Genomic DNA, 17,330 nt, shown 5'->3' on the forward strand with positions numbered 1-17,330 from the left:
CATGCGTTCCGATGAACGCATGGCGCTCTGGTTCCTGCAGCGTCGCCCGGCCCTCGGTGCTTTCGCCCGAGGCGGGTCTCGGACTATTGCAGCGTGCGCGTCGGCGCCTGGCCGGGCTGGCCGGCGGTTGCCGCAGCGCCCGCCGGGTCTGCCGCCCCACGCTGGCCGTCGAGGCCGGTCGCCACCACCGAGACGCGGAAGGTGCCGTCGAGCGTGCGGTCGAAGATCGAGCCGACGACGATGTCGGCCTCGTCGTAGACTTCCTCGCGGATGCGGGTCGCCGCTTCGTCGACTTCGAACAGCGTCATGTCCATGCCGCCGGAAATCGAGATCAGCACGCCCTTGGCGCCGCGCATCGACACTTCGTCGAGCAGCGGGTTGGCGATCGCCGCTTCCGCCGCCATCAGCGCACGGCCTTCGCCGGTCGCCTCGCCGGTGCCCATCATCGCCCGGCCCATGCCCTTCATCACCGACTTCACGTCGGCGAAGTCGAGGTTGATCAGGCCTTCCTTGACGATCAGGTCGGTGATGCAGCCGACGCCCGAATAGAGCACGCGGTCGGCGATCACGAAGGCATCGGCAAACGTGGTCTTGGCGTCGGCGATGCGGAAGAGGTTCTGGTTGGGGATGACGATGACGGTGTCGGCGGCCTCGCGCAGGCGCTCGACGCCCTCTTCGGCCATCTGCATGCGGCGCTTGCCTTCAAAGCTGAACGGCTTGGTGACGACGCCGACCGTCAGGATACCGGCCTTGCGGGCTGCTGCCGCAATCACCGGGGCCGCACCGGTGCCGGTGCCGCCGCCCATGCCGGCGGTGACGAAACACATATGCGTGCCGCCGAGGTGATCCATGATCTCGTCGATCGATTCTTCCGCGGCCGCCCGCCCGACTTCCGGCAGAGAACCGGCACCCAGCCCCTCGGTTACCTGCGCGCCGAGCTGGATCAGCCGCGATGCCTTCGACATCGCCAGCGCCTGGGCATCGGTGTTGGCCACGATGAAATCGACACCCTGAAGCCCTTCGGCGATCATGTTGTTGATGGCGTTGCCACCACCGCCGCCGACACCGATGACGGTGATCTTCGGGCGCATTTCGGTGATCGTCGGCTTCTTGAAATCGTTCATGGCTTTGTCTCCTAGGGCGAACGCCGCCAAAACAACGGATCGGGGCGAATCGGGCAGCTGTTATTTTAGGAATTGAAAAAAGCCACGGAGAAGGCAAGAGAAAAGGCTAGGGGCACTTTCCACACATGAATTGTGACCTGCCGTTCGGGCAGGATTTCACCCATTTGATCGGCTTGATCTAAAAGGCGAAATAGAAAGTTGGATCAATGACTTGCTGTGAACGCACCGCGGTCTGGCCATTTCCCCTCACCTGACCCGCGGGGGCGCGCTTCTTGCTTCAATGGGCCGAAGCGGCGCGACGCATCTCTTCCCGCTCCATGTCAATTGGGCGAACTGGGCCATTGCGGAGCACCCATCGGGTGCAGACGCAAACTCCAAAATTGTGGCCAGGTTTGCCCCTCACCCCAGCCCTCTCCCCGCCTGCGGGGAGAGGGAGAATCGAGGTCGCGGCCCCCTACATACCGCGAACGAAGGTGCATCGGCGGGTGCCCCGAAGTCCCTTCTCCCCGCCTGCGGGGAGAAGGTGGCCGGCAGGCCGGATGAGGGGCAGGTCATAGTGGTTGCGGCCAGCAATCACGGTGGCCTGCGGCGGCGGCCGCGCCACCTCACGGCAACACTGTGATCTAAGCCTCGAAGCTCGGCCGCGCCCGCACCCGCTCCAGCCAGCGCTGCACATGGGCGAGATCCCCCGGCACCTCCATGCCGAAGACATCGCCGAGCCAGGCGCAGACGCCGGCGGTGATATCGGCGATCGAGAACGCCTCGCCGGCAAGAAACGGCCGGCCGTCGGCAAGTTCCCGGTCGAGCCAGGCCCATTTCCTCGGCACTGCCTGCCGCTCGGTCGCGGCAAAGGCCGGAAACTGGGTGAGCCTCTCCTTGAAGAAGGCATCGGAATGCAGCGCGACATTGCCGATCGTGCCGAAGATCACCAGCTCAGCACGCCGGTTCCACATCTCCACCTTGGCGCGGCTGACGGCGTCGCTGCCGAAAAGCTGCGGCTCGCGCTGCGTCTCCTCGAGATAGCGGCAGATGGCGACGCTCTCGGTGATGATGGTGCCGTCATCCAGCTCCAGCACCGGGATCTGGCCAAGCGAGTTGAGCGCCAGGAACGCCGGCGCCCTGTGCTCCGCCTTGGCGAAATCGACGTCGACCATCGGTATTTCAATGCCCTTCTCCGCCATGAAGATGCGCACCCGGTACGAATTCGGTCCCATGCCCTGATAGAGTTTCATCGCTTCCTCCCATCGGCCTGCGCGGCACCATCGCCGCCCGCCCTTGATGCAAGGCACTATGCCATACCAGTTGTTTTTGACAACCAGTTTTATTTAACTTTTTGGTTTATTGCGAACGTCAGCTTCGAGATCCGACAACGTCAAAGTCGTCAGGCGCGATCGGGAAGCCGACTTGAACACCATCCGGCCCCATGGTCTGTTGCACCGAACAGGAGCCACCTCATGCAGATCAGAGCCCTCGCCCTTTCCGCCATCGCGCTTTTCAGCACCGGCCCCTCCTTTGCCGCTCTTGCGCCAAACTACCAGCGCGCCAACGAACTGACGGCGATCATCAGCGCAGTCGCGGCCGCGGTGCCGAAATATCCGATCGACAAGATCATCAGCCAGGGGCGTGATCGCTACACGGTGGTCGCCGGCCAGTGCACCGTCATCGCCCGCATCGTCGGCCTGCCGTCCAAGCCGGGGCTGGTCGGCCCAAGACTGTTCAAGGTGGAGCTCGACAGGCCCCGTTGCGATTGATCGTCTTGGCTGCGCCGTGCTCAAATCCGATCGCGAAGACCTTCGGTTGCGATCGGCCGCCACCTACGCTCAAAGCCGCCAGCCGCTGGTAATCCTAAAGGCCGCTTTCTGCCCGACGGGTATCGCCGTATCGCCATAGGCCTTCAGCGGCTGCCCGTCCGGCAGCGCCAGCGTCAGGGCGAACCGTTCGCCCTCGTAGACACAGGCCTTGACCTCGAGCGCGATGCCGTCGGCATCCTGCCGCACATGCTCGGGCCGCACCAGCACATCGCGGCGAAGGCCATCATCGGCAGAGCCGATCGCCTCGCGAAGCATCGGCCAGGCGAGCGCCCGCGGCGCATGCTCCGCCACGGCCAGCCTGAGAATCGAGCCGCGGCCGATCAGCCCGCCGACAACAGTGCCTTCCGGCCGGGCATAGATTTCCGCCGGCGGCGCCAGCTGCACGAGGCGCCCTTCCGACATCACGGCGACATCGGTCGCCAGCGCCATCGCCTCCGACTGGTCGTGCGTCACATAGACCATCGTCGCGCCGGATCGTTCGTGGAAGATGCGGAAGGTCTCCTCCATCGACTTGCGCAGATGCTGGTCGAGATTGGCGAGCGGCTCGTCGAGCAGCACCACATCGGGCGAGGTTACCAGGCAGCGCGCCAGCGCCACCCGCTGCCGCTGCCCGCCGGAAAGGGCTGCCGGCCGGCGCTCGGCATAGTCGGTGAGTTTTACCAGCGCCAGCGCCTCGCCGACGCGGCTGCGCCAGGTCTCGCCGGAAATGCCGCGCACCTTGAGGGGATAGCCGACATTTTCCGCCACCGTCATGTGCGGCCAGAGCGCGTAGGACTGGAACACCATCGCCATGTTGCGTTTTTCCGGCGGCAACGCCCGCGAGGCATCGGAAAGCCGGCGCTCGCCATAGTCGATCGAGCCGTCGGTCGGCTGCTCGAAGCCGGCGATCATGCGCAGCACCGTGGTCTTGCCGCAGCCGGATGGGCCGAGCAGCGCCAGAAACCCTCCTTCGCGCACCGTCAGCGACACGTCGGATACGGCAGGCCGGCCGCCGAAATCCTTGGTCAGGTGGTTGAGGATCAGTTGCGCCACGGCAGCACGCCTTCCGGAAGATAGTTTGCAAGAGCCTCGAGCGCTGCCATCAGCACGATCACCAGGAAGACGACCAGCACCGACAGCGCCGAGGCCAGATCGGATGAACCGCTGTCGTCGAGATTGAAGATCGCCACCCCCAGCGTCTGCGTGCCCGCCGACCATAGAAGGGCGGAAACCGTCAGCTCGTTGGCGGCGATCAGGAACACGAGGATGATCGACGCGCCCGCCGCGGGCGCCACCAGCGGCAGGATCACGTCGCGCATGCGCCTGATGAAACCGGCGCCCGACAGCCGCGCCGCCTCCTCCAGCGACGGGTCGATCTGCAGGAAGGCGCCCATGACCGGCTTCAGGCTGACCGCGAGGAATGAGGAGAAATAGGCGATCAGGATGATCCAGATGGTGCCGTAAAGCGAAACGTTGAGAACAGGCAGCGGTGCCGCGAAGGTGAGGATGAAGGCGACCGCGAGCACGATGCCGGGCAGCGCATAGGGAATCTCGATCAGGATGCAGAGCGTGCCTGAAAGCGCACCCTTGCGCCGGTTCATGAGATAGGCAGCCGGCACCGCGACGACGAGCAGCCCGAGCGCCGCCGTGCTCGCCAGGAACAGCGAATTGGTGAAGGCACTCAGCGTCATCGTCTGGCGAAAGAGGATCTCCTCATAGGCGCGCAGCGACACCGTCTGCCAGTTGAGCGGCACGCCGTAGGCCGGCACCAGCGAACTGGCGATCAGCGCCGCCAGCGGCGCCACCAGCACCAGAAACAGGATCGCCGCCAGCGCCAATTCGACAAGCACACGAAAACGCCCGAGCGAAAAGGCGGCATTGGCGCCGGAAAGGCCGATGATGCGGTAGTCCCTGCCCGAAAGCGCCCGCTGTTGCAGGATCAGTCCGGCAGCAGCGATCGCCGCAATCAGGCTGGAGATCAGCGCGATCTCGCCGAAGGTGCCCGAGCCGAAGCTTGCAAGCCGCGTATAGATCAGCGTCGGCAGCACCGAAATCCCGGCGGGAATGCCGAGGATGGCCGGAATGCCGAAATTGCCGACACCGGAGACGAAGGCGATCGCCGCCCCGGCGATCAACCCGGGGGCTGAAAGCGGCGCGACGATATCGAGAAAGACGCGAAACGGCGAAGCGCCGGAAAGCCTTGCCGCCTCCACCCCATCGCGCGGCGAGGCTGAAAGCCCCGCCTTCAGCGCCAGGAAGACCAGCGGCGCATGCTGCACGCCGAGGAGCAGGGAAATGCCAAACAGCGAATAGAGCGGCTGCGGGCTGCCGAGCGGCGGCGCAAGCCCGAGCGTCTTCAAAAGCGGGCTCGCCGGCCCGGTCATCTCCACCCAGGCAAGTGCGGTCACCTGCGGCGGGATCATCATCGGCAGCATGAAGGCGAAGCTTAAGGTCAGCTTGCCCCTGATATCGGTGAGCGCCACGGCAAAGGCGAAAAGCGCGCCGATGACGAGCGAGATCAGCATGCCGCCGGTTGCCGTCACCAGCGTATTGCGGATCGCCGCGTAAGTCGCGGGCTCGGTGAGCACGCCGATGGAATTGCCACTGACCAGCCCGGCAAAGCCGGCTTTCACCAAGCTGATGAGCGGCAGCACGCAGAGAAGGAAAAGGCAGGCGAGCACGAAGGGCACGAGCCAGCGCGGCTCGCCGGCGGGCGAAGCGCCCGATTTCGCCCGCCCCGGACGCGGCACCCCTGCAATGGCAAAGCGCAGCCAGCGGTGCCGGCTGCGCATGGTTTCACCCTGGTCGGACATTCAGGCGATCAGTTCGTGCCGAAGATGCCGGAGAAGGTCTTGAGGTCGGCGTCGGAATTCTTCACCGCTACCGCAGCATTGATCGGCAGCACCTTGATCGTCTCGCGCGCCGGGTAGCCCTCGGGCAGCGCCACGCCGTTGCGTGCCGGGATATAGCCCATCTTCACCGCGGTCTCCTGTCCCTCCTCGGAGATCAGGAAGTCGACGAATTTCTTGGCCGCGTCCGCGTTCTTGGCGGTCTTCAGGATGCCGACCGGCTCGGTGACGGCGGAAACGCCTTCCGCCGGGAAGACGAACTCGACCGGCGCGCCCTTGACCTTCTCGCGGATCGCCATGAAGTCGACGATCATGCCGTAGGCCTTCTCGCCGGTGGCGACGGCCTTCAGCACGCCGCCGTTGCCGCCGGCAGCCGTCGCGCCGTTTTCGGCCAGCGCCTTGTAATAGTCCCAGCCGAGGCCGTCGATGCCGGCAAGGGTCTGCGCGTGGATGAGGGCAGCACCCGAGGTCAGCGGGCTCGGCATCGTCACCAGGCCCTTGGCGTCGGCCTTAGCGAGATCCTGCCAGCCCTCGGGCTTCGTCGAAGCCGAGGTGTTGTAGATGATGCCGGTGGTGATCATCTTGGTGGAGTAATAGGCACCGTCGGCATCATAGAGTGAGGCGTCATAATTGGCGGCCTCCGGCGACTTGTAGGCGAGCAGCTGGCCGGCTTCCTTCAGGCGCTGCATCGTCACCGTGTCGGCGATCAGAAGCACGTCGGCAACCGGGTTGCCGGCCTCGATCTCGGCCATCAGCTTGGCCATCAGCTTCGTCGTGCCTTCGCGCACCCACTCCACTTCGACACCGGGATTGGCGGCCTTGAAGGCATCGACCGTCGCCTGCGCATCCTCGTTCGGCTGGCTGGTGTAAAGCACCAGGTTTTCGGCAAAGGCGGCGGTGGAAAGCAGCGAGGCGACAAGTGCACCGGCAACGACGGAAACAAACGATTTCATCGGCATATCCTCGGTTCAAGATGGCGCCGAGGCTTAGTGCGGATGTTTTACAGGGGTGTGACAGGTGGACAGGACCGCCTGGAGCCACGCCCCTCGTTTAAAAAAAATCGACCCCCATGTCACAGCGGCCGATCCTGTCTCGTCATGTTGTCGGAACCAACGAAAGGAAACGGAACCATGACTGCCAAGATCGACCTTTTCGCCGCTGCCCCGCAACTGATGAAGAGCTGGACCAGCGTCTCGATGACCATCGCCGCCAGCCTGGAGCCTGATCTCATCGAACTCGTCAAGATCCGCGCCTCCCAGATCAACGCCTGCGCCAACTGCATCAACATGCATACGCAGGAAGCGCGCGCAAAGGGCGAGACCGAGCAGCGCATCTACCTGCTTTCGGCCTGGCGTGAGGCGCCGTGCTATTCCGGACGCGAGCGCGCCGCGCTAGGCTGGACCGAGGCCCTGACTCGGCTGTCGGAAGGCCATACCCATGAAAGCGCCCGCCAGGCGCTGGAGGACCAGTTCACCGCGGAGGAACAGGTGAAGCTGACGCTCATGATCAACGTCATCAATGGCTGGAACCGCCTTGCGGTCGGCTTCGGCCTGTGGATCGAGCCGGCGGCGGCAAAGGCTGTCGCCGAGGCGGCGGCCTGATGGCGGGCAACGCGAAGGAGGATGCAGCGGCCGGTTTCGACCCGCTGCGTCCGAAACTCATGCGCGTTGCCTACCGCATGCTCGGCTCCGTCGCCGACGCCGAGGACATGGTGCAGGAGGCCTTCATCCGCTGGATGGGGGCCGACCGCTCGCAGGTGCGCGAACCCGAAGCCTTCCTGCGCCGCACCGTCACGCGGCTCTGTCTCGATCAGCTGAAGTCGGCGCGGCGCCAGCGCGAGACCTATGTCGGTCCCTGGCTGCCCGACCCCGTCGTCGAGGAAGAGCCGGAGGACGACGTCACCCTGCCCCTGATGCTCGCTCTGGAGCGCCTGTCGCCGCTCGAGCGCGCCGCCTTTTTGCTGCACGATGTCTTCGGCCTTGGCTTCGAGGAAGTCGCCGCGACGATCGAGCGTGATCCGGCCGCCTGCCGGCAACTGGCCGCCCGCGCCCGCGCCCATGTTCGCGAGGCGCGGCCCCGCTTCCACGTCGAGCAGCAGCGCGGCGTCGAACTTGCCGAAGCCTTCTTCACCGCCTCGCGCAGCGGCGACCTGAAGGCGCTCGGCGCCATGCTGGCCTCCGATGTCAGCATCCACGCCGACGGCGGCGGCAAGCGCTCCGCGGCGATGCAACCGATCCTCGGCTTCGACGCCGTCATCAAGGTGCACGAACAGTTGGCTGCGCTCTTCCGCAAACACGGCTCGACGCTCGTGTGCGCCGGTTTCATCAACGGCCTGCCCGGCTTCGTCACCCGCGAGGCCGACGGCGAGCTTCAGTCGACGGCGCTCGAGATCGAGGACGGCAAGGTCGTGGCGATCTATATCGTGCGCAACCCCGACAAGCTGGGGCATCTGCACTAGATGCAATTCCAGGAAAAGTGTGAAACGGTTCTCCGCCAGGAATTGTGTAACTTCAAAGAGTTAGATCCTTTCGCCGTTTCAATGAAACAATGAACCAATGAAATGATCTAGCGTATTTCCAGGGACAGTACGAAGGGGTTGCCCATCCGCAATTGCGTGCGACTACAACCAAGGAAACATGCGCCAGCACGGAATGGCGAGGTATTTCCGCACCGTTCGCCCGGAAAATGGCGGGCGTTCATTATCTCGGAGCGAGGCCATCGAGCAGGAAGTCGAGGCCTTTCCTGAAAACGCCGTCCCAATCGTTGTCCAGCAGCAGACGGGAGCGTTCGATCGTCGGGTAGCGTTCGCTGAGACGTGTAATTCGCTGCTGCCCGGCGGCCCTGTCGTCGTCCGAGAGGTCGAAGCTCGCCCGGGTGGTGGTAGCGCCGATCACATAGTTCCACAGCGACCATATCGCGACGTTCAAATCTGCGTCCGCGACACCGGCTCTCGACAAGGTCTTGCTCAGCAGTTCCAGGCGAAGAAGGATGTTCGGGCCGAGCGCCCGGCGCGGCAGCAGCGATGCCGACCAGGGATGGCGCAGCATGCTGGCGCGCCAGTCCTCGAGCATATGAACGACTTCCCCGCGCCAGTCTTGAGACTGAACGATGTCCGGCGGTCCGCGATATTCGAGCACCGAGTCGAGCGCCAGATCAAAGACCTCCTCCTTGTTGTCGACGTGCCAATACAGGCTCATCGCGCCCGCGCCGAGGCGGTCGGCCAGCCGACGCATCTTCAATCCGTCGACCCCTTCGGCGTCCAGCAGTTCTACCGCGGTCGCCACGATCCGTTCCAGAGAGAGAGGGGGTTCACTGCGCGGTTCCTGCGCGGACTGGAGTGCCGCGCCTGTCCGTTGAGACCGTTTGCTCTGAGCGCCGCTGCGTTTGGCTGCCATCCGTCTTCCTTGCTTTTCAGAACGTCGATTTTGACCGGCAACGGGACGATTGTCGATCCTGAACGATTGACTCGTACACTGTACGATGCAATCTAATCGTACGACGTACGAGTCAATCGTACGGGCGATGGGTTAACGTTCAATCCTGCAGGCGAGGGTGCGTTGCTCGCAGTCCTCAGAGCCTACTGCATGTTTCCTTCAATCGTAGCCGATTGAAGGACAAAAACATGCAGCAATTCAAAGTGCTACAGCGACCTTCGCGCGTCTGATAAGACGCGCGGCGCTGTAGAGAAAATCATGTCACGCGCAATCAAGCATTTGCTTATCGGAGGGCTAATCATCATGACCATGGGAGTTCCCACAGCGACGACAGCGAATGAGAATGATCTCAAGCTGACCATCGTCAATCCGCAGAACCTCTACGACCCGACGCCGAATGGCTACAGCACGGCGGTGATTGTGCCCCGCGAAGCCCGGCTGGCCTACATCTCCGGACAGGGCGGCCAAGACGGCACTGGCGCCTTGTCGCCGGACTTCGCCGTCCAGGTTAAGCAGGCCTACGCAAATTTGCGCACCGCCCTCGATGCGCTCGGTGCAAGGCCGGATCAGGTCGCCAAGCTCACGGTCTTCGTGGTCGATCACGATATGTCCAAGCTTGAGGTGTTGACCAGGAACGTCAAGGAAATGTTCGGCGAGGCGCTGCCGGCACAGACTCTGATTCCTGTCCCCAAGCTTGCAATTGACCCCATGCTCTTCGAGGTCGAAGCCGTCGCCATTCTGAAATAGTGGCGCCGACGGGTACATAAGGGGCGTGTCGTCGGGCCAACATGGGCGGGCCTTTGTCAGCCGGAGGCTGCGGCGGTGAAAACCGCCAACTGAGCGTCGAAAGCACGCTGGTAGGCGGGTCGCGCTTGGCCGCGGGCGATATAGGCGGAAAGGTTCGGATAGTCTTTCAGGATGCCCGAACCTTCCAGTCTGCGCAGCACCGTCACCATCAGGAGGTCACCGGCACTGAACTCGCCGTCCAGCCAGTCGGCATCGCCAAGTCGACCGGAAAGGTCGTCCAGCCGCTTGCGGATGCGCTCCTCGACGAGGGACTTGCGCTCCTCGTACCAGGGCTTGTCGCCCTCCAGGTATCTTGCGATTTCGCGATCAACGATCGGCGGCTCCATCGTGTTGAGCGCGGCAAACATCCATGTGATCGCGCGCGCCCGGGCATTCGCATCGTCGGGCAGCAGGCCCGGATAGTGCTCGGCGATATGGAACACGATTGCCCCCGACTCGAACAAAGCGAGATCGCCTTCTTCATAGGTGGGAATCTGGCCGAAAGGCTGAAGCGCGAGATGCGCGGGTTGCTTCATCGCTTTGAACGAAACAAGACGAACGTCGTAAGGCTGGCCCACTTCCTCGAACGCCCAGCGGACGCGCATGTCACGCGCCAGACCCTTGCCGCGATCGGGCGACTGTTCAAAGGCGGTAATGGTAATCGTCATCGCTGTTCTCCATAGCTTGCCTGTCTTGAAGACGATTGGCTAAACGAGATTCCGACACCCCATGCTCAAGATAAGCCTCGCGGCCAGTTTAAACACAACTCAAACGATGCGTCCCTGCTGCTGAGCGTCGGCTTTCGCCGCCGGTCAACACGTCAGCGCCTGGTCCGCTTGGTGCAGGAGGGGTCGACGCAGACATCGCCCCATGCCGCCGACAGCAGGCCGCCCGGCAATCACGCCGTCACGCCAGGACATCCGCGGAGGCGACCGCCGTCACAATCTCCGCCTCCCGGTCCAGCGGATAGATCGGCCGGCGCACGCGCCTGTAGGTGCGCGCGCCGATATTGGCGGTGCTCAGGCCATCGGCGTCGACCTCGATGATAGCGGAGGCGATCGGGCCGAAGGCGGCGCGGAAATGCTGCTGCGACTTGACGACGACGATGTCGTAATGGGCCGGCTCGATGCCGACGGCGCGAAACAGGTTCTGGTCGAGCAGTTGCTGCCGCTCGCTCGAAATCAGGATGTCGATGCCGGCGACATGAAAGCGCACGCTTGAGCCCAGCGACGCCGGCAGGCCCTGGAACATCGGCCCTTCGAAGATGATCCGACCGTCGGAGATCGCCTGTACCGTGCCCTTGACCCGGATCGGCCCGCCGCCGACCGCGGGGTCGATCTTGCAGCCGAGCGTCACCTCGCGCTCGGCGCCAAGGCCCGCCTCGATCAGCTCGGCCACGACAGCCGGGTCGCACATCGCCCCGAAAGCGGCGTTGCTGACCCCCGCCTGCAGCAGGCCCGAGAGCAGGCAGGTGGAATCGCTATAGGCGCCGCAGCCGGGATTGTCGGAGAAATCGGCAATCACCAGCGGCCCGGCCTTGCGCTTGGCCGCGAGGTGTTCGGCAATCGCGCCCGGCAGCGCGATGAGCGGCAATTGCTGGTCCTGATGCTCGCGCTGCTGCCAGATCTCGCCGCAGAGCCGTTCCGCATGGGCGATCGCCTCGGCATCGGCAACCCGCGCCTTGTCGTAGCAGATCACCGCCGAAGGCCCGGTGTTGTGGATATCGGCGTCGTAAAAACCGGCATTGATCGAGGTCGCGAGAATGCCGTCTTGTCCGGCGATCGCATCGGCAATCTCCAGCAGCTCGGTCATGGCGCAGGCGTGGGTCGTGCGGCCGTCGTTGCAGCCATTGATCATCGGCGGCTGCCGAATGGCGATGGCGGGCAAAATCTCGTTGCGCATCGCCGCCTCCAGCAGCGCCCCGGCTTTCAGGGCGCATTCGGCCATGTCGACATGGGGATAGGTGCGGAACGATACGGCAATGTCGAGCAGTGCCACCATCTCCGGCGCGGAGTTGGCATGCAGGTCGAAGGTGGCTGCAATCGGCAGGTTCGGCCCGACGATACCCCTCACCGTCTCAAGCAGCTGGATCTGCGCGTCGTCGGCGGTCTCCGTGCACATGGCGCCGTGAAAGACGATGAAGACGCCATCGAGCTTTTTCCCATCGAGCGCCGCCGTCACATCCGCGACGAAGCGCAGGCGCGTCGCCTCGTCGACCCGGCCGCCGGGCTCGGCTCGTGCCGCCGCCGTATAGACCGGCTCCCAGCCATAGCGATCGCAACAGTCGATGAAGCCGCCGATTTCCGAATTGGTGCCGCGGCAATTGTCCTCGATCGCCGCTCCCTTGAAGTAGTGGCACATCTCAAAGTCTTTAAAGCCGGTCTTCAGCTTCGAGAACGTGTTGGTTTCCTGGTTGAACTCGAGAACGGCGACCTTGAAGCTCATCGCATGCACTTTCATTTTTTGGACTGGGCATTCTGAAACGAGGGTCTCGCGAAGACCAATCGAGCGCCGGGGAAGCGCGAACACCCCGGCGCTCGCCTTGCGATCAGGCAGGTGCCCGTCGCTTAGAGCCTTTTCAGGAAAAGTGCGAAGCGGTTTTCCGTCAGAAAATGCGTGAAACCAAAGCGTTAGAACGTCTCTTCGACTCGATCCAAACCGGAAACGCTCTAACGAAAATATTCAGTCGTGCTCGTCGGCCGGGCCATGATGTCGAAGTCGAAATACTGCTTGCGGATCGTCTCGTAGGTGCCGTTGGCCATGATCGCCTCTAGCCCGGAATTGAGCTTGGCCAGCAGCTCTTCGTTGCCCTTGCGCACCGCCATGGCATTGCCCTGCGCGGTGTCGAGGATGAAGCTGTCGCCGACGAAATCGCAGCAGCCGCTGTCGTCCTTGGCCAGCCAGTCGGTCAGCGCCATCTGCCCCTCCAGGATGAGGTCGAGGCGGCCGTTGGCCATGTCGAGGAACACTTCGCTCAGCGTCGGATAGAGTTTTACCTCGCTGTCGGGAAAGAATTCCTGCAGCGCTTCGACCGCCACCGAACCGGACTGCGTGCCGATCACCTTGCCCTTCAGCGCCTCGGGCGAAACCTCCGTCAGGCCGAGGTCCTTGCGGGCGATAAAGCGCATGGCGTTGAAATAATAGGGCTTGGTGAAGTCGACTTCCTTCTTGCGGTCCTCGTTGATCGCCATCGAGGCGATCATCACGTCGAATTTCTTGGCCTGAAGCGCTGGAATGATGCCGGACCACTCGTTGGTGCTCCACACGCATTCCACCTTGATCTCGGCGCAGACCGCCTGGCCGATATCGTAGTCGAAACCTTTGATCTCGCCGCTCGCCGTCACATAGTTGAAGGGCGCATAATCGCCTTCCGTGCCGATCGCCAACTTGTCCGCCGCAAGGCTGGGGCCTGATATCGTGCAGGCGAAGAAAAGTGCTGCCGCGCTCATGAACTTCTTTTTCATATCGTTCCCTTTGTCGTTCTTCTCGGCGCCTCCCGGAATATCGCGCGCGATGCCGCGCATCGGGTTGCGCCCAATGCGGATTTCGCTCGCTATTCCCTGAATTTATTACCGATCGTCGTTGCGTTTTCGCTTTATTATTCACCGACAATGGGGGATGCCACAGCGCTTCGCAATGTCAAAGAATTAATCCCGGCCATCCAAAAAATTCATATATGCTGCCCGGAAAGCCCCTTCCGGAGAAGCCCATGCGCGATCTGCCGAGTCTCAAATCCCTCCGTGCCTTCGAGGCGGCGGCGCGCAATGGCAGCCTGACGGCGGCGGCAAACGAGCTGTGCATCGGCCAGGGCGCCATCAGCCACCAGATCAGGATCCTTGAAGACAATCTCGGCCTCAGCGTCTTCGTCCGGAAGCAGCATGGCGTCGAACTGACGCCCGAAGGCGCCCTGCTCTTTGCCTCCTGCAACCGCGCCTTCGACGATCTCGAAGGCGTCGTCCAGCACATCCGCCCGCGCAACACCCAGAAGATCCTGCGGGTGAAGGTCGGACCGTTCTTCTCGATGAAGCTGATCGCGCCGCGCATCTCGCAGTTCCTGGCCGAAAATCCCGGCCTGCAGATCCACCTCTCCCATCTCGAAACCAACACGCCCGCCTCCGGCACCGCCGACGTCATCATCGACTATTGCCTGCATCCGCCGCCGGCGCGGTTTTCGCAGCGGCTGCTGCGCGAACGCCTGGTGCCGGTCTGCGGCCGCGCCGATTGGGAGGGAAGCAACGACAAGCGCGATCTTCTTTCAGGCAACCGGCTGCACTATCGCGGCCTGTCGGAATGGCAAAGCTGGATCGCCTCCTCCGGCCTCAGGCTTTCGCCCAGCCGCCAGGACCTGATCTTCGACGACCAGCACATCATCCTCGAAGCGGTGAAGGAAGGCCAGGGTGTGGCCCTCGTCGACCGCACCATGGTCGAATACGAGCTTAGAACCGGGCAGATCTGCCTGGTGCACGACCACTATTACGAACCGACAGAGACCTACCAGTTCGTCTGCCAGGAAGAGCTGTTTCGCAGCAAGCCAGTGACGAAGAGCTTTCTTAACTGGCTGCTGCAGGAGATCGACGAGCGCCAGCGTCGCTATGCCGAGATTGCTTCGGCCCGCACCGGGGGCTGAGGTGCGGCATGACCATGACTATGCACCCGTGAGCTTTCGCGACGGCCGGATGTCTCAACCGCGCCGGGCCGCTTCGATCGCGGTTACATCGATCTTCCTCATGGTCATCATCGCGTCGAAAGCACGCTTTGCCTGATCGCCGCCCGCCGCAAGCGCCTCGGTCAGCACGCGCGGTGTGATCTGCCAGGACAGGCCCCACTTGTCCTTGCACCAGCCGCATTCACTTTCCTGGCCGCCGTTGCCGACGATGGCGTTCCAGTAGCGGTCGGTTTCTTCCTGATTGTCCGTTGCGATCTGGAAGGAGAAGGCCTCGTTGTGTGTGAACGCAGTGCCGCCGTTCAGGCCGATACAGGCAACCCCGGCAACCGTGAACTCGACAACCAGGACGTCTCCCTCCTTGCCGGAAGGATAGTCTCCAGGCGCACGAATGACCGCACCCACGGCGCTGTCGGGAAAGGTCCGGGCGTAGAAGTTGGCGGCCTCCTCGGCGTCCTTGTCGTACCAAAGACAGATCGTATTCTTTGCCATCGCGTCGTCCTCTCGCTGTTCGTTTTCCATTTCCCTTTGAGATAGGGGCGACCGTCACTGTCCGGTGCCTGCAAGCCGTTTGGCGGGGAAAGGCCGCAAGCGGCCCTTGTCGCATTTGCTGCACAATGCCGCGCTCTGGCGAATGCCCTCCCCCTGAGCGCCTATCCCGCCTGCGCCGCGCCATGGGCGTGGATCACCGCCTCGGCCTCCTTGCCGTAAAGCTCCTCGAAATGGTCGAAGCTCTTGGAGAAATAGCCGATCCCCTGCGTTGCCGAGCGCAACGCCCGCGCCAGTTCGTCGAGTGCAGCCCCTGGCACCAGCGCGCGAAAAACGTCCCAGCCCTTGGCGGCTTCATCACGGTCGAAGCCGAGCACCTGCCCCTTGAAGGTCGAGACGACGGGCACCAGGCTGCCCGAATAGATCGACGGGATATGGATCTCGACGCGCACCACCGGCTGCATCAGCACCGCTGACGCCTGCGACAGCGCCTGGCGCACGCCCATCTTGGCGGCGGCGCGGAAGGCGAATTCGGAGCTGTCGACCGCATGGTGCTGGCCATCCGTCAGCGTCACGCCGACATCGATCACCTGAAAGCCAAGCGGCCCCTTCTCCATCGCCTCGCGCGCGCCCGCCTCGATCGCCGGGATGAAGTTGCGCGGCACCGCGCCGCCCTTCACCGTCTCTTTGAAGCTGAAGCCGCCGCCGCGCTCGTTGGGATGCACGCTCAGCTTGACGTCGGCAAACTGCCCGGCGCCACCCGTCTGCTTGCGGTGGCGGTAATGCACGTCGGACGGTTTCAGCACCGTCTCGCGATAGGTCGGGCTCGGCGGCTTGTCGGTGACGCCGACATGGAAGACATCCGCCAGCGTCTTGCACAGATCGCGCAGATGCACCGGCCCCTGCACGCAGATCAGCTGAGCACCCGTGCCCTCCTCCTGCATGACCTTCAGGCTGCGGTCGGTCTCGGCCAGTTTGGCAAGCGTGCCGGAAAGCTTTGTCTCGTCGCGCTCGCTATCAGGCACCAGGATGCGTTCCAGCATCGGCGTCGGCGGCGCCGTCCAGTCCGGCGCCTCGGACGCGGCAGTAGCGGTCAAAAGGGCCGGCACCGGCAAGTGGTCGGATTTGACGGCGGCAAAGATGGCGCCGGGTTCCGGCGCGGCTGTCGCAAACGGTTTTCCGGTCGCCGGGTCCTGCACCGAGCCGAGGCCGCCGCCGCCGAGCGCCGCTCCCTGCTTGATGCCGTTCGAAAGCGCGCGCACCAGCACGGTCTTGCCGACATTCTGGCGGTGATAGGCGTGAAAGCTGACAGCAGCAAGGCTCGCCTCGGCAATCTGGCCCGCCTCGCCCAGCCTTTTTCGCAACGTGTCGACCGGTGGCGCCTCGTGCCGCAGCGCCTTCATCAGGCGCAGGATGCCGTTGCTGTGGCTCGCCGCCCCGACGAGCACCGGAATGATCCGGTTTTCCCTGAGAAGCCGCGAGGAAATGGCATAGATCGTGTCGCTGCCCGGCTCGCGGTCCTCGATCAGCTCTTCGAGCAGCCAGTCGTCGAATTCCGAGAGGTGTTCGAGCAGCTCGGCACGCGCTTCCTTCTCTTGCTCCAGCGCCGTATCCGGGATCTCGATCAGCGCCGAGGTCTGGCCCTCGCGATAGCGCCAGGCGCGCTCGGAAATCAGGTCGCAGCTGCCGACGATCGTGTCGCCCTCGCGGATCGGCACCTGGCGCAGGATCAGCATGTGGCTGGAATAATCCTGCAGCGCGGCGATAACATCCCTCAATCGCCCGCGCGGCTCGTCCATCCGGTTGACGAAGATGACACAGGGCGTGCCCGATGCCTCGATCACCTTGAGATAGGGCGCCGCCAGCACCGCCTCCTCCGGTGCCGGCGAGACACAGAGCACGCAGGCGTCGCTTGCCAGAAGCGCGTGCTGCGCATGGGCGAGCGCCTCGGTGCCGCCGGGCGTGTCGAGCGCACACCAGGTTTCCTTGCCGATCTCGAATTCGGTGATGTTCAATCCGTAAGGTGACGTGGCCTTTCTCGAGCTTTCCCCGAGCGCAGCCAGTTTTTCCACCAGCGTGGATTTTCCGGTCTGCGAAGGCCCAACTACCGTGAAGCAGCGCATCGGCGATCCTCCCCTGTCGCGGAGCGCCGCGCGTTTCGACGCCCTGCCTCCTATTAATTCTAGGGCATCTTT

General features: G+C 63.6%; 16 protein-coding genes. 5 read left to right on the forward strand and 11 right to left on the reverse strand.

The window, feature by feature from the left end:
- Positions 1 to 83: 83 nt before the first annotated feature.
- Both ftsZ and BC363_RS00220 read right to left on the reverse strand, forming a co-directional pair.
- Positions 84 to 1,124 carry a cell division protein FtsZ gene (ftsZ, locus tag BC363_RS00215; RefSeq protein ID WP_065786935.1) on the reverse strand — a complete coding sequence of 347 codons (1,041 nt, stop codon included), beginning with the start codon at positions 1,122 to 1,124 and terminating at the stop codon, positions 84 to 86.
- Positions 1,125 to 1,747: 623 nt separating this feature from the next.
- Complete coding sequence (locus tag BC363_RS00220; protein WP_065786934.1) at positions 1,748 to 2,356, reverse strand: glutathione S-transferase family protein; 609 nt, start codon at positions 2,354 to 2,356, stop codon at positions 1,748 to 1,750.
- 222 nt (positions 2,357 to 2,578) lie between these two features.
- Between BC363_RS00220 and BC363_RS00225 the strand changes: the two genes are divergently transcribed.
- A complete protein-coding gene (locus BC363_RS00225) occupies positions 2,579 to 2,875 on the forward strand; it encodes a hypothetical protein (protein ID WP_065786933.1) in 297 nt (98 codons plus the stop codon).
- Positions 2,876 to 2,944: 69 nt separating this feature from the next.
- Here the strand turns inward: BC363_RS00225 and BC363_RS00230 are convergent, their stop codons facing one another.
- Genes BC363_RS00230 through BC363_RS00240 form a run of 3 tightly spaced genes read right to left on the reverse strand, consistent with a single transcriptional unit; the run spans position 2,945 to position 6,716 of the window.
- Entirely contained in the window at positions 2,945 to 3,967 is a 1,023-nt protein-coding gene (locus tag BC363_RS00230) for an ABC transporter ATP-binding protein (protein ID WP_065786932.1), read from the reverse strand.
- The gene (locus BC363_RS00235; RefSeq protein ID WP_065787055.1) at positions 3,955 to 5,706 is read right to left on the reverse strand and encodes an iron ABC transporter permease; all 1,752 of its coding nucleotides are present in this window, start codon (positions 5,704 to 5,706) and stop codon (positions 3,955 to 3,957) included. The genes BC363_RS00230 and BC363_RS00235 overlap by 13 nt, the downstream gene beginning before the upstream one ends.
- Before the next feature lie 29 nt (positions 5,707 to 5,735).
- Positions 5,736 to 6,716, reverse strand: a complete 981-nt coding sequence (locus BC363_RS00240) for an ABC transporter substrate-binding protein (RefSeq protein ID WP_065787054.1) — start codon at positions 6,714 to 6,716, stop codon at positions 5,736 to 5,738.
- A 177-nt stretch (positions 6,717 to 6,893) separates the two neighbouring features.
- Between BC363_RS00240 and BC363_RS00245 the strand changes: the two genes are divergently transcribed.
- Positions 6,894 to 7,364, forward strand: coding sequence for a carboxymuconolactone decarboxylase family protein (locus BC363_RS00245; RefSeq protein ID WP_065786931.1), 471 nt, complete (start codon positions 6,894 to 6,896; stop codon positions 7,362 to 7,364).
- Positions 7,364 to 8,221, forward strand: coding sequence for a sigma-70 family RNA polymerase sigma factor (locus BC363_RS00250; RefSeq protein ID WP_065786930.1), 858 nt, complete (start codon positions 7,364 to 7,366; stop codon positions 8,219 to 8,221). Before BC363_RS00245 ends, BC363_RS00250 begins: the two co-directional genes overlap by 1 nt.
- 241 nt (positions 8,222 to 8,462) lie before the next feature.
- Here the strand turns inward: BC363_RS00250 and BC363_RS00255 are convergent, their stop codons facing one another.
- Positions 8,463 to 9,158: a TetR/AcrR family transcriptional regulator C-terminal domain-containing protein gene (locus BC363_RS00255; RefSeq protein WP_065786929.1), complete on the reverse strand. Its 696-nt coding sequence runs from the start codon at positions 9,156 to 9,158 to the stop codon at positions 8,463 to 8,465.
- A 297-nt stretch (positions 9,159 to 9,455) separates the two neighbouring features.
- Here BC363_RS00255 and BC363_RS00260 point away from each other — a divergent pair, with 297 nt between their 5' ends.
- Positions 9,456 to 9,944 carry a RidA family protein gene (locus BC363_RS00260; RefSeq protein WP_065786928.1) on the forward strand — a complete coding sequence of 163 codons (489 nt, stop codon included), beginning with the start codon at positions 9,456 to 9,458 and terminating at the stop codon, positions 9,942 to 9,944.
- Positions 9,945 to 10,000: 56 nt separating this feature from the next.
- Here BC363_RS00260 and BC363_RS00265 read toward each other — a convergent pair whose 3' ends face one another.
- The 3 genes from BC363_RS00265 to BC363_RS00275 form a co-directional block, all read right to left on the reverse strand.
- Positions 10,001 to 10,651 (reverse strand): glutathione S-transferase family protein, encoded by a 651-nt coding sequence (locus BC363_RS00265; RefSeq protein ID WP_065786927.1) that lies wholly within the window; start codon positions 10,649 to 10,651, stop codon positions 10,001 to 10,003.
- A 238-nt stretch (positions 10,652 to 10,889) separates the two neighbouring features.
- Positions 10,890 to 12,428, reverse strand: a complete 1,539-nt coding sequence (locus tag BC363_RS00270) for a M81 family metallopeptidase (RefSeq protein WP_065786926.1) — start codon at positions 12,426 to 12,428, stop codon at positions 10,890 to 10,892.
- A 224-nt stretch (positions 12,429 to 12,652) separates the two neighbouring features.
- Entirely contained in the window at positions 12,653 to 13,447 is a 795-nt protein-coding gene (locus BC363_RS00275) for a transporter substrate-binding domain-containing protein (RefSeq protein ID WP_065787053.1), read from the reverse strand.
- Between the two features lie 245 nt (positions 13,448 to 13,692).
- On the opposite strand from BC363_RS00275, the gene BC363_RS00280 reads away from it, so the two are divergent.
- Positions 13,693 to 14,610 (forward strand): LysR substrate-binding domain-containing protein, encoded by a 918-nt coding sequence (locus BC363_RS00280; protein ID WP_065786925.1) that lies wholly within the window; start codon positions 13,693 to 13,695, stop codon positions 14,608 to 14,610.
- 54 nt (positions 14,611 to 14,664) lie between these two features.
- Here the strand turns inward: BC363_RS00280 and BC363_RS00285 are convergent, their stop codons facing one another.
- Both BC363_RS00285 and BC363_RS00290 read right to left on the reverse strand, forming a co-directional pair.
- Complete coding sequence (locus BC363_RS00285; RefSeq protein ID WP_065787052.1) at positions 14,665 to 15,138, reverse strand: VOC family protein; 474 nt, start codon at positions 15,136 to 15,138, stop codon at positions 14,665 to 14,667.
- A gap of 161 nt (positions 15,139 to 15,299) precedes the next feature.
- A complete protein-coding gene (locus BC363_RS00290; RefSeq protein WP_065786924.1) occupies positions 15,300 to 17,258 on the reverse strand; it encodes an elongation factor G in 1,959 nt (652 codons plus the stop codon).
- Positions 17,259 to 17,330: the final 72 nt, after the last annotated feature.

Origin of the sequence: Ensifer sp. LC384 (assembly GCF_001695865.1) — a bacterium.
GTDB lineage: Bacteria > Pseudomonadota > Alphaproteobacteria > Rhizobiales > Rhizobiaceae > Ensifer.

What these genes read in the sequence shown, in the direction of transcription:
- BC363_RS00265 (WP_065786927.1), bottom strand. Translation starts at nt 10,651, where the DNA reads ATGACGATTACCATTACCGCCTTTGAACAGTCGCCCGATCGCGGCAAG.
- BC363_RS00270 (WP_065786926.1), bottom strand. Translation starts at nt 12,428, where the DNA reads ATGAGCTTCAAGGTCGCCGTTCTCGAGTTCAACCAGGAAACCAACACG.
- BC363_RS00225 (WP_065786933.1), top strand. Translation starts at nt 2,579, where the DNA reads ATGCAGATCAGAGCCCTCGCCCTTTCCGCCATCGCGCTTTTCAGCACC.
- BC363_RS00250 (WP_065786930.1), top strand. Translation starts at nt 7,364, where the DNA reads ATGGCGGGCAACGCGAAGGAGGATGCAGCGGCCGGTTTCGACCCGCTG.
- BC363_RS00240 (WP_065787054.1), bottom strand. Translation starts at nt 6,716, where the DNA reads ATGAAATCGTTTGTTTCCGTCGTTGCCGGTGCACTTGTCGCCTCGCTG.
- BC363_RS00235 (WP_065787055.1), bottom strand. Translation starts at nt 5,706, where the DNA reads ATGCGCAGCCGGCACCGCTGGCTGCGCTTTGCCATTGCAGGGGTGCCG.
- BC363_RS00260 (WP_065786928.1), top strand. Translation starts at nt 9,456, where the DNA reads ATGTCACGCGCAATCAAGCATTTGCTTATCGGAGGGCTAATCATCATG.
- BC363_RS00255 (WP_065786929.1), bottom strand. Translation starts at nt 9,158, where the DNA reads ATGGCAGCCAAACGCAGCGGCGCTCAGAGCAAACGGTCTCAACGGACA.
- BC363_RS00285 (WP_065787052.1), bottom strand. Translation starts at nt 15,138, where the DNA reads ATGGCAAAGAATACGATCTGTCTTTGGTACGACAAGGACGCCGAGGAG.
- BC363_RS00220 (WP_065786934.1), bottom strand. Translation starts at nt 2,356, where the DNA reads ATGAAACTCTATCAGGGCATGGGACCGAATTCGTACCGGGTGCGCATC.
- ftsZ (WP_065786935.1), bottom strand. Translation starts at nt 1,124, where the DNA reads ATGAACGATTTCAAGAAGCCGACGATCACCGAAATGCGCCCGAAGATC.
- BC363_RS00280 (WP_065786925.1), top strand. Translation starts at nt 13,693, where the DNA reads ATGCGCGATCTGCCGAGTCTCAAATCCCTCCGTGCCTTCGAGGCGGCG.
- BC363_RS00275 (WP_065787053.1), bottom strand. Translation starts at nt 13,447, where the DNA reads ATGAAAAAGAAGTTCATGAGCGCGGCAGCACTTTTCTTCGCCTGCACG.
- BC363_RS00290 (WP_065786924.1), bottom strand. Translation starts at nt 17,258, where the DNA reads ATGCGCTGCTTCACGGTAGTTGGGCCTTCGCAGACCGGAAAATCCACG.
- BC363_RS00245 (WP_065786931.1), top strand. Translation starts at nt 6,894, where the DNA reads ATGACTGCCAAGATCGACCTTTTCGCCGCTGCCCCGCAACTGATGAAG.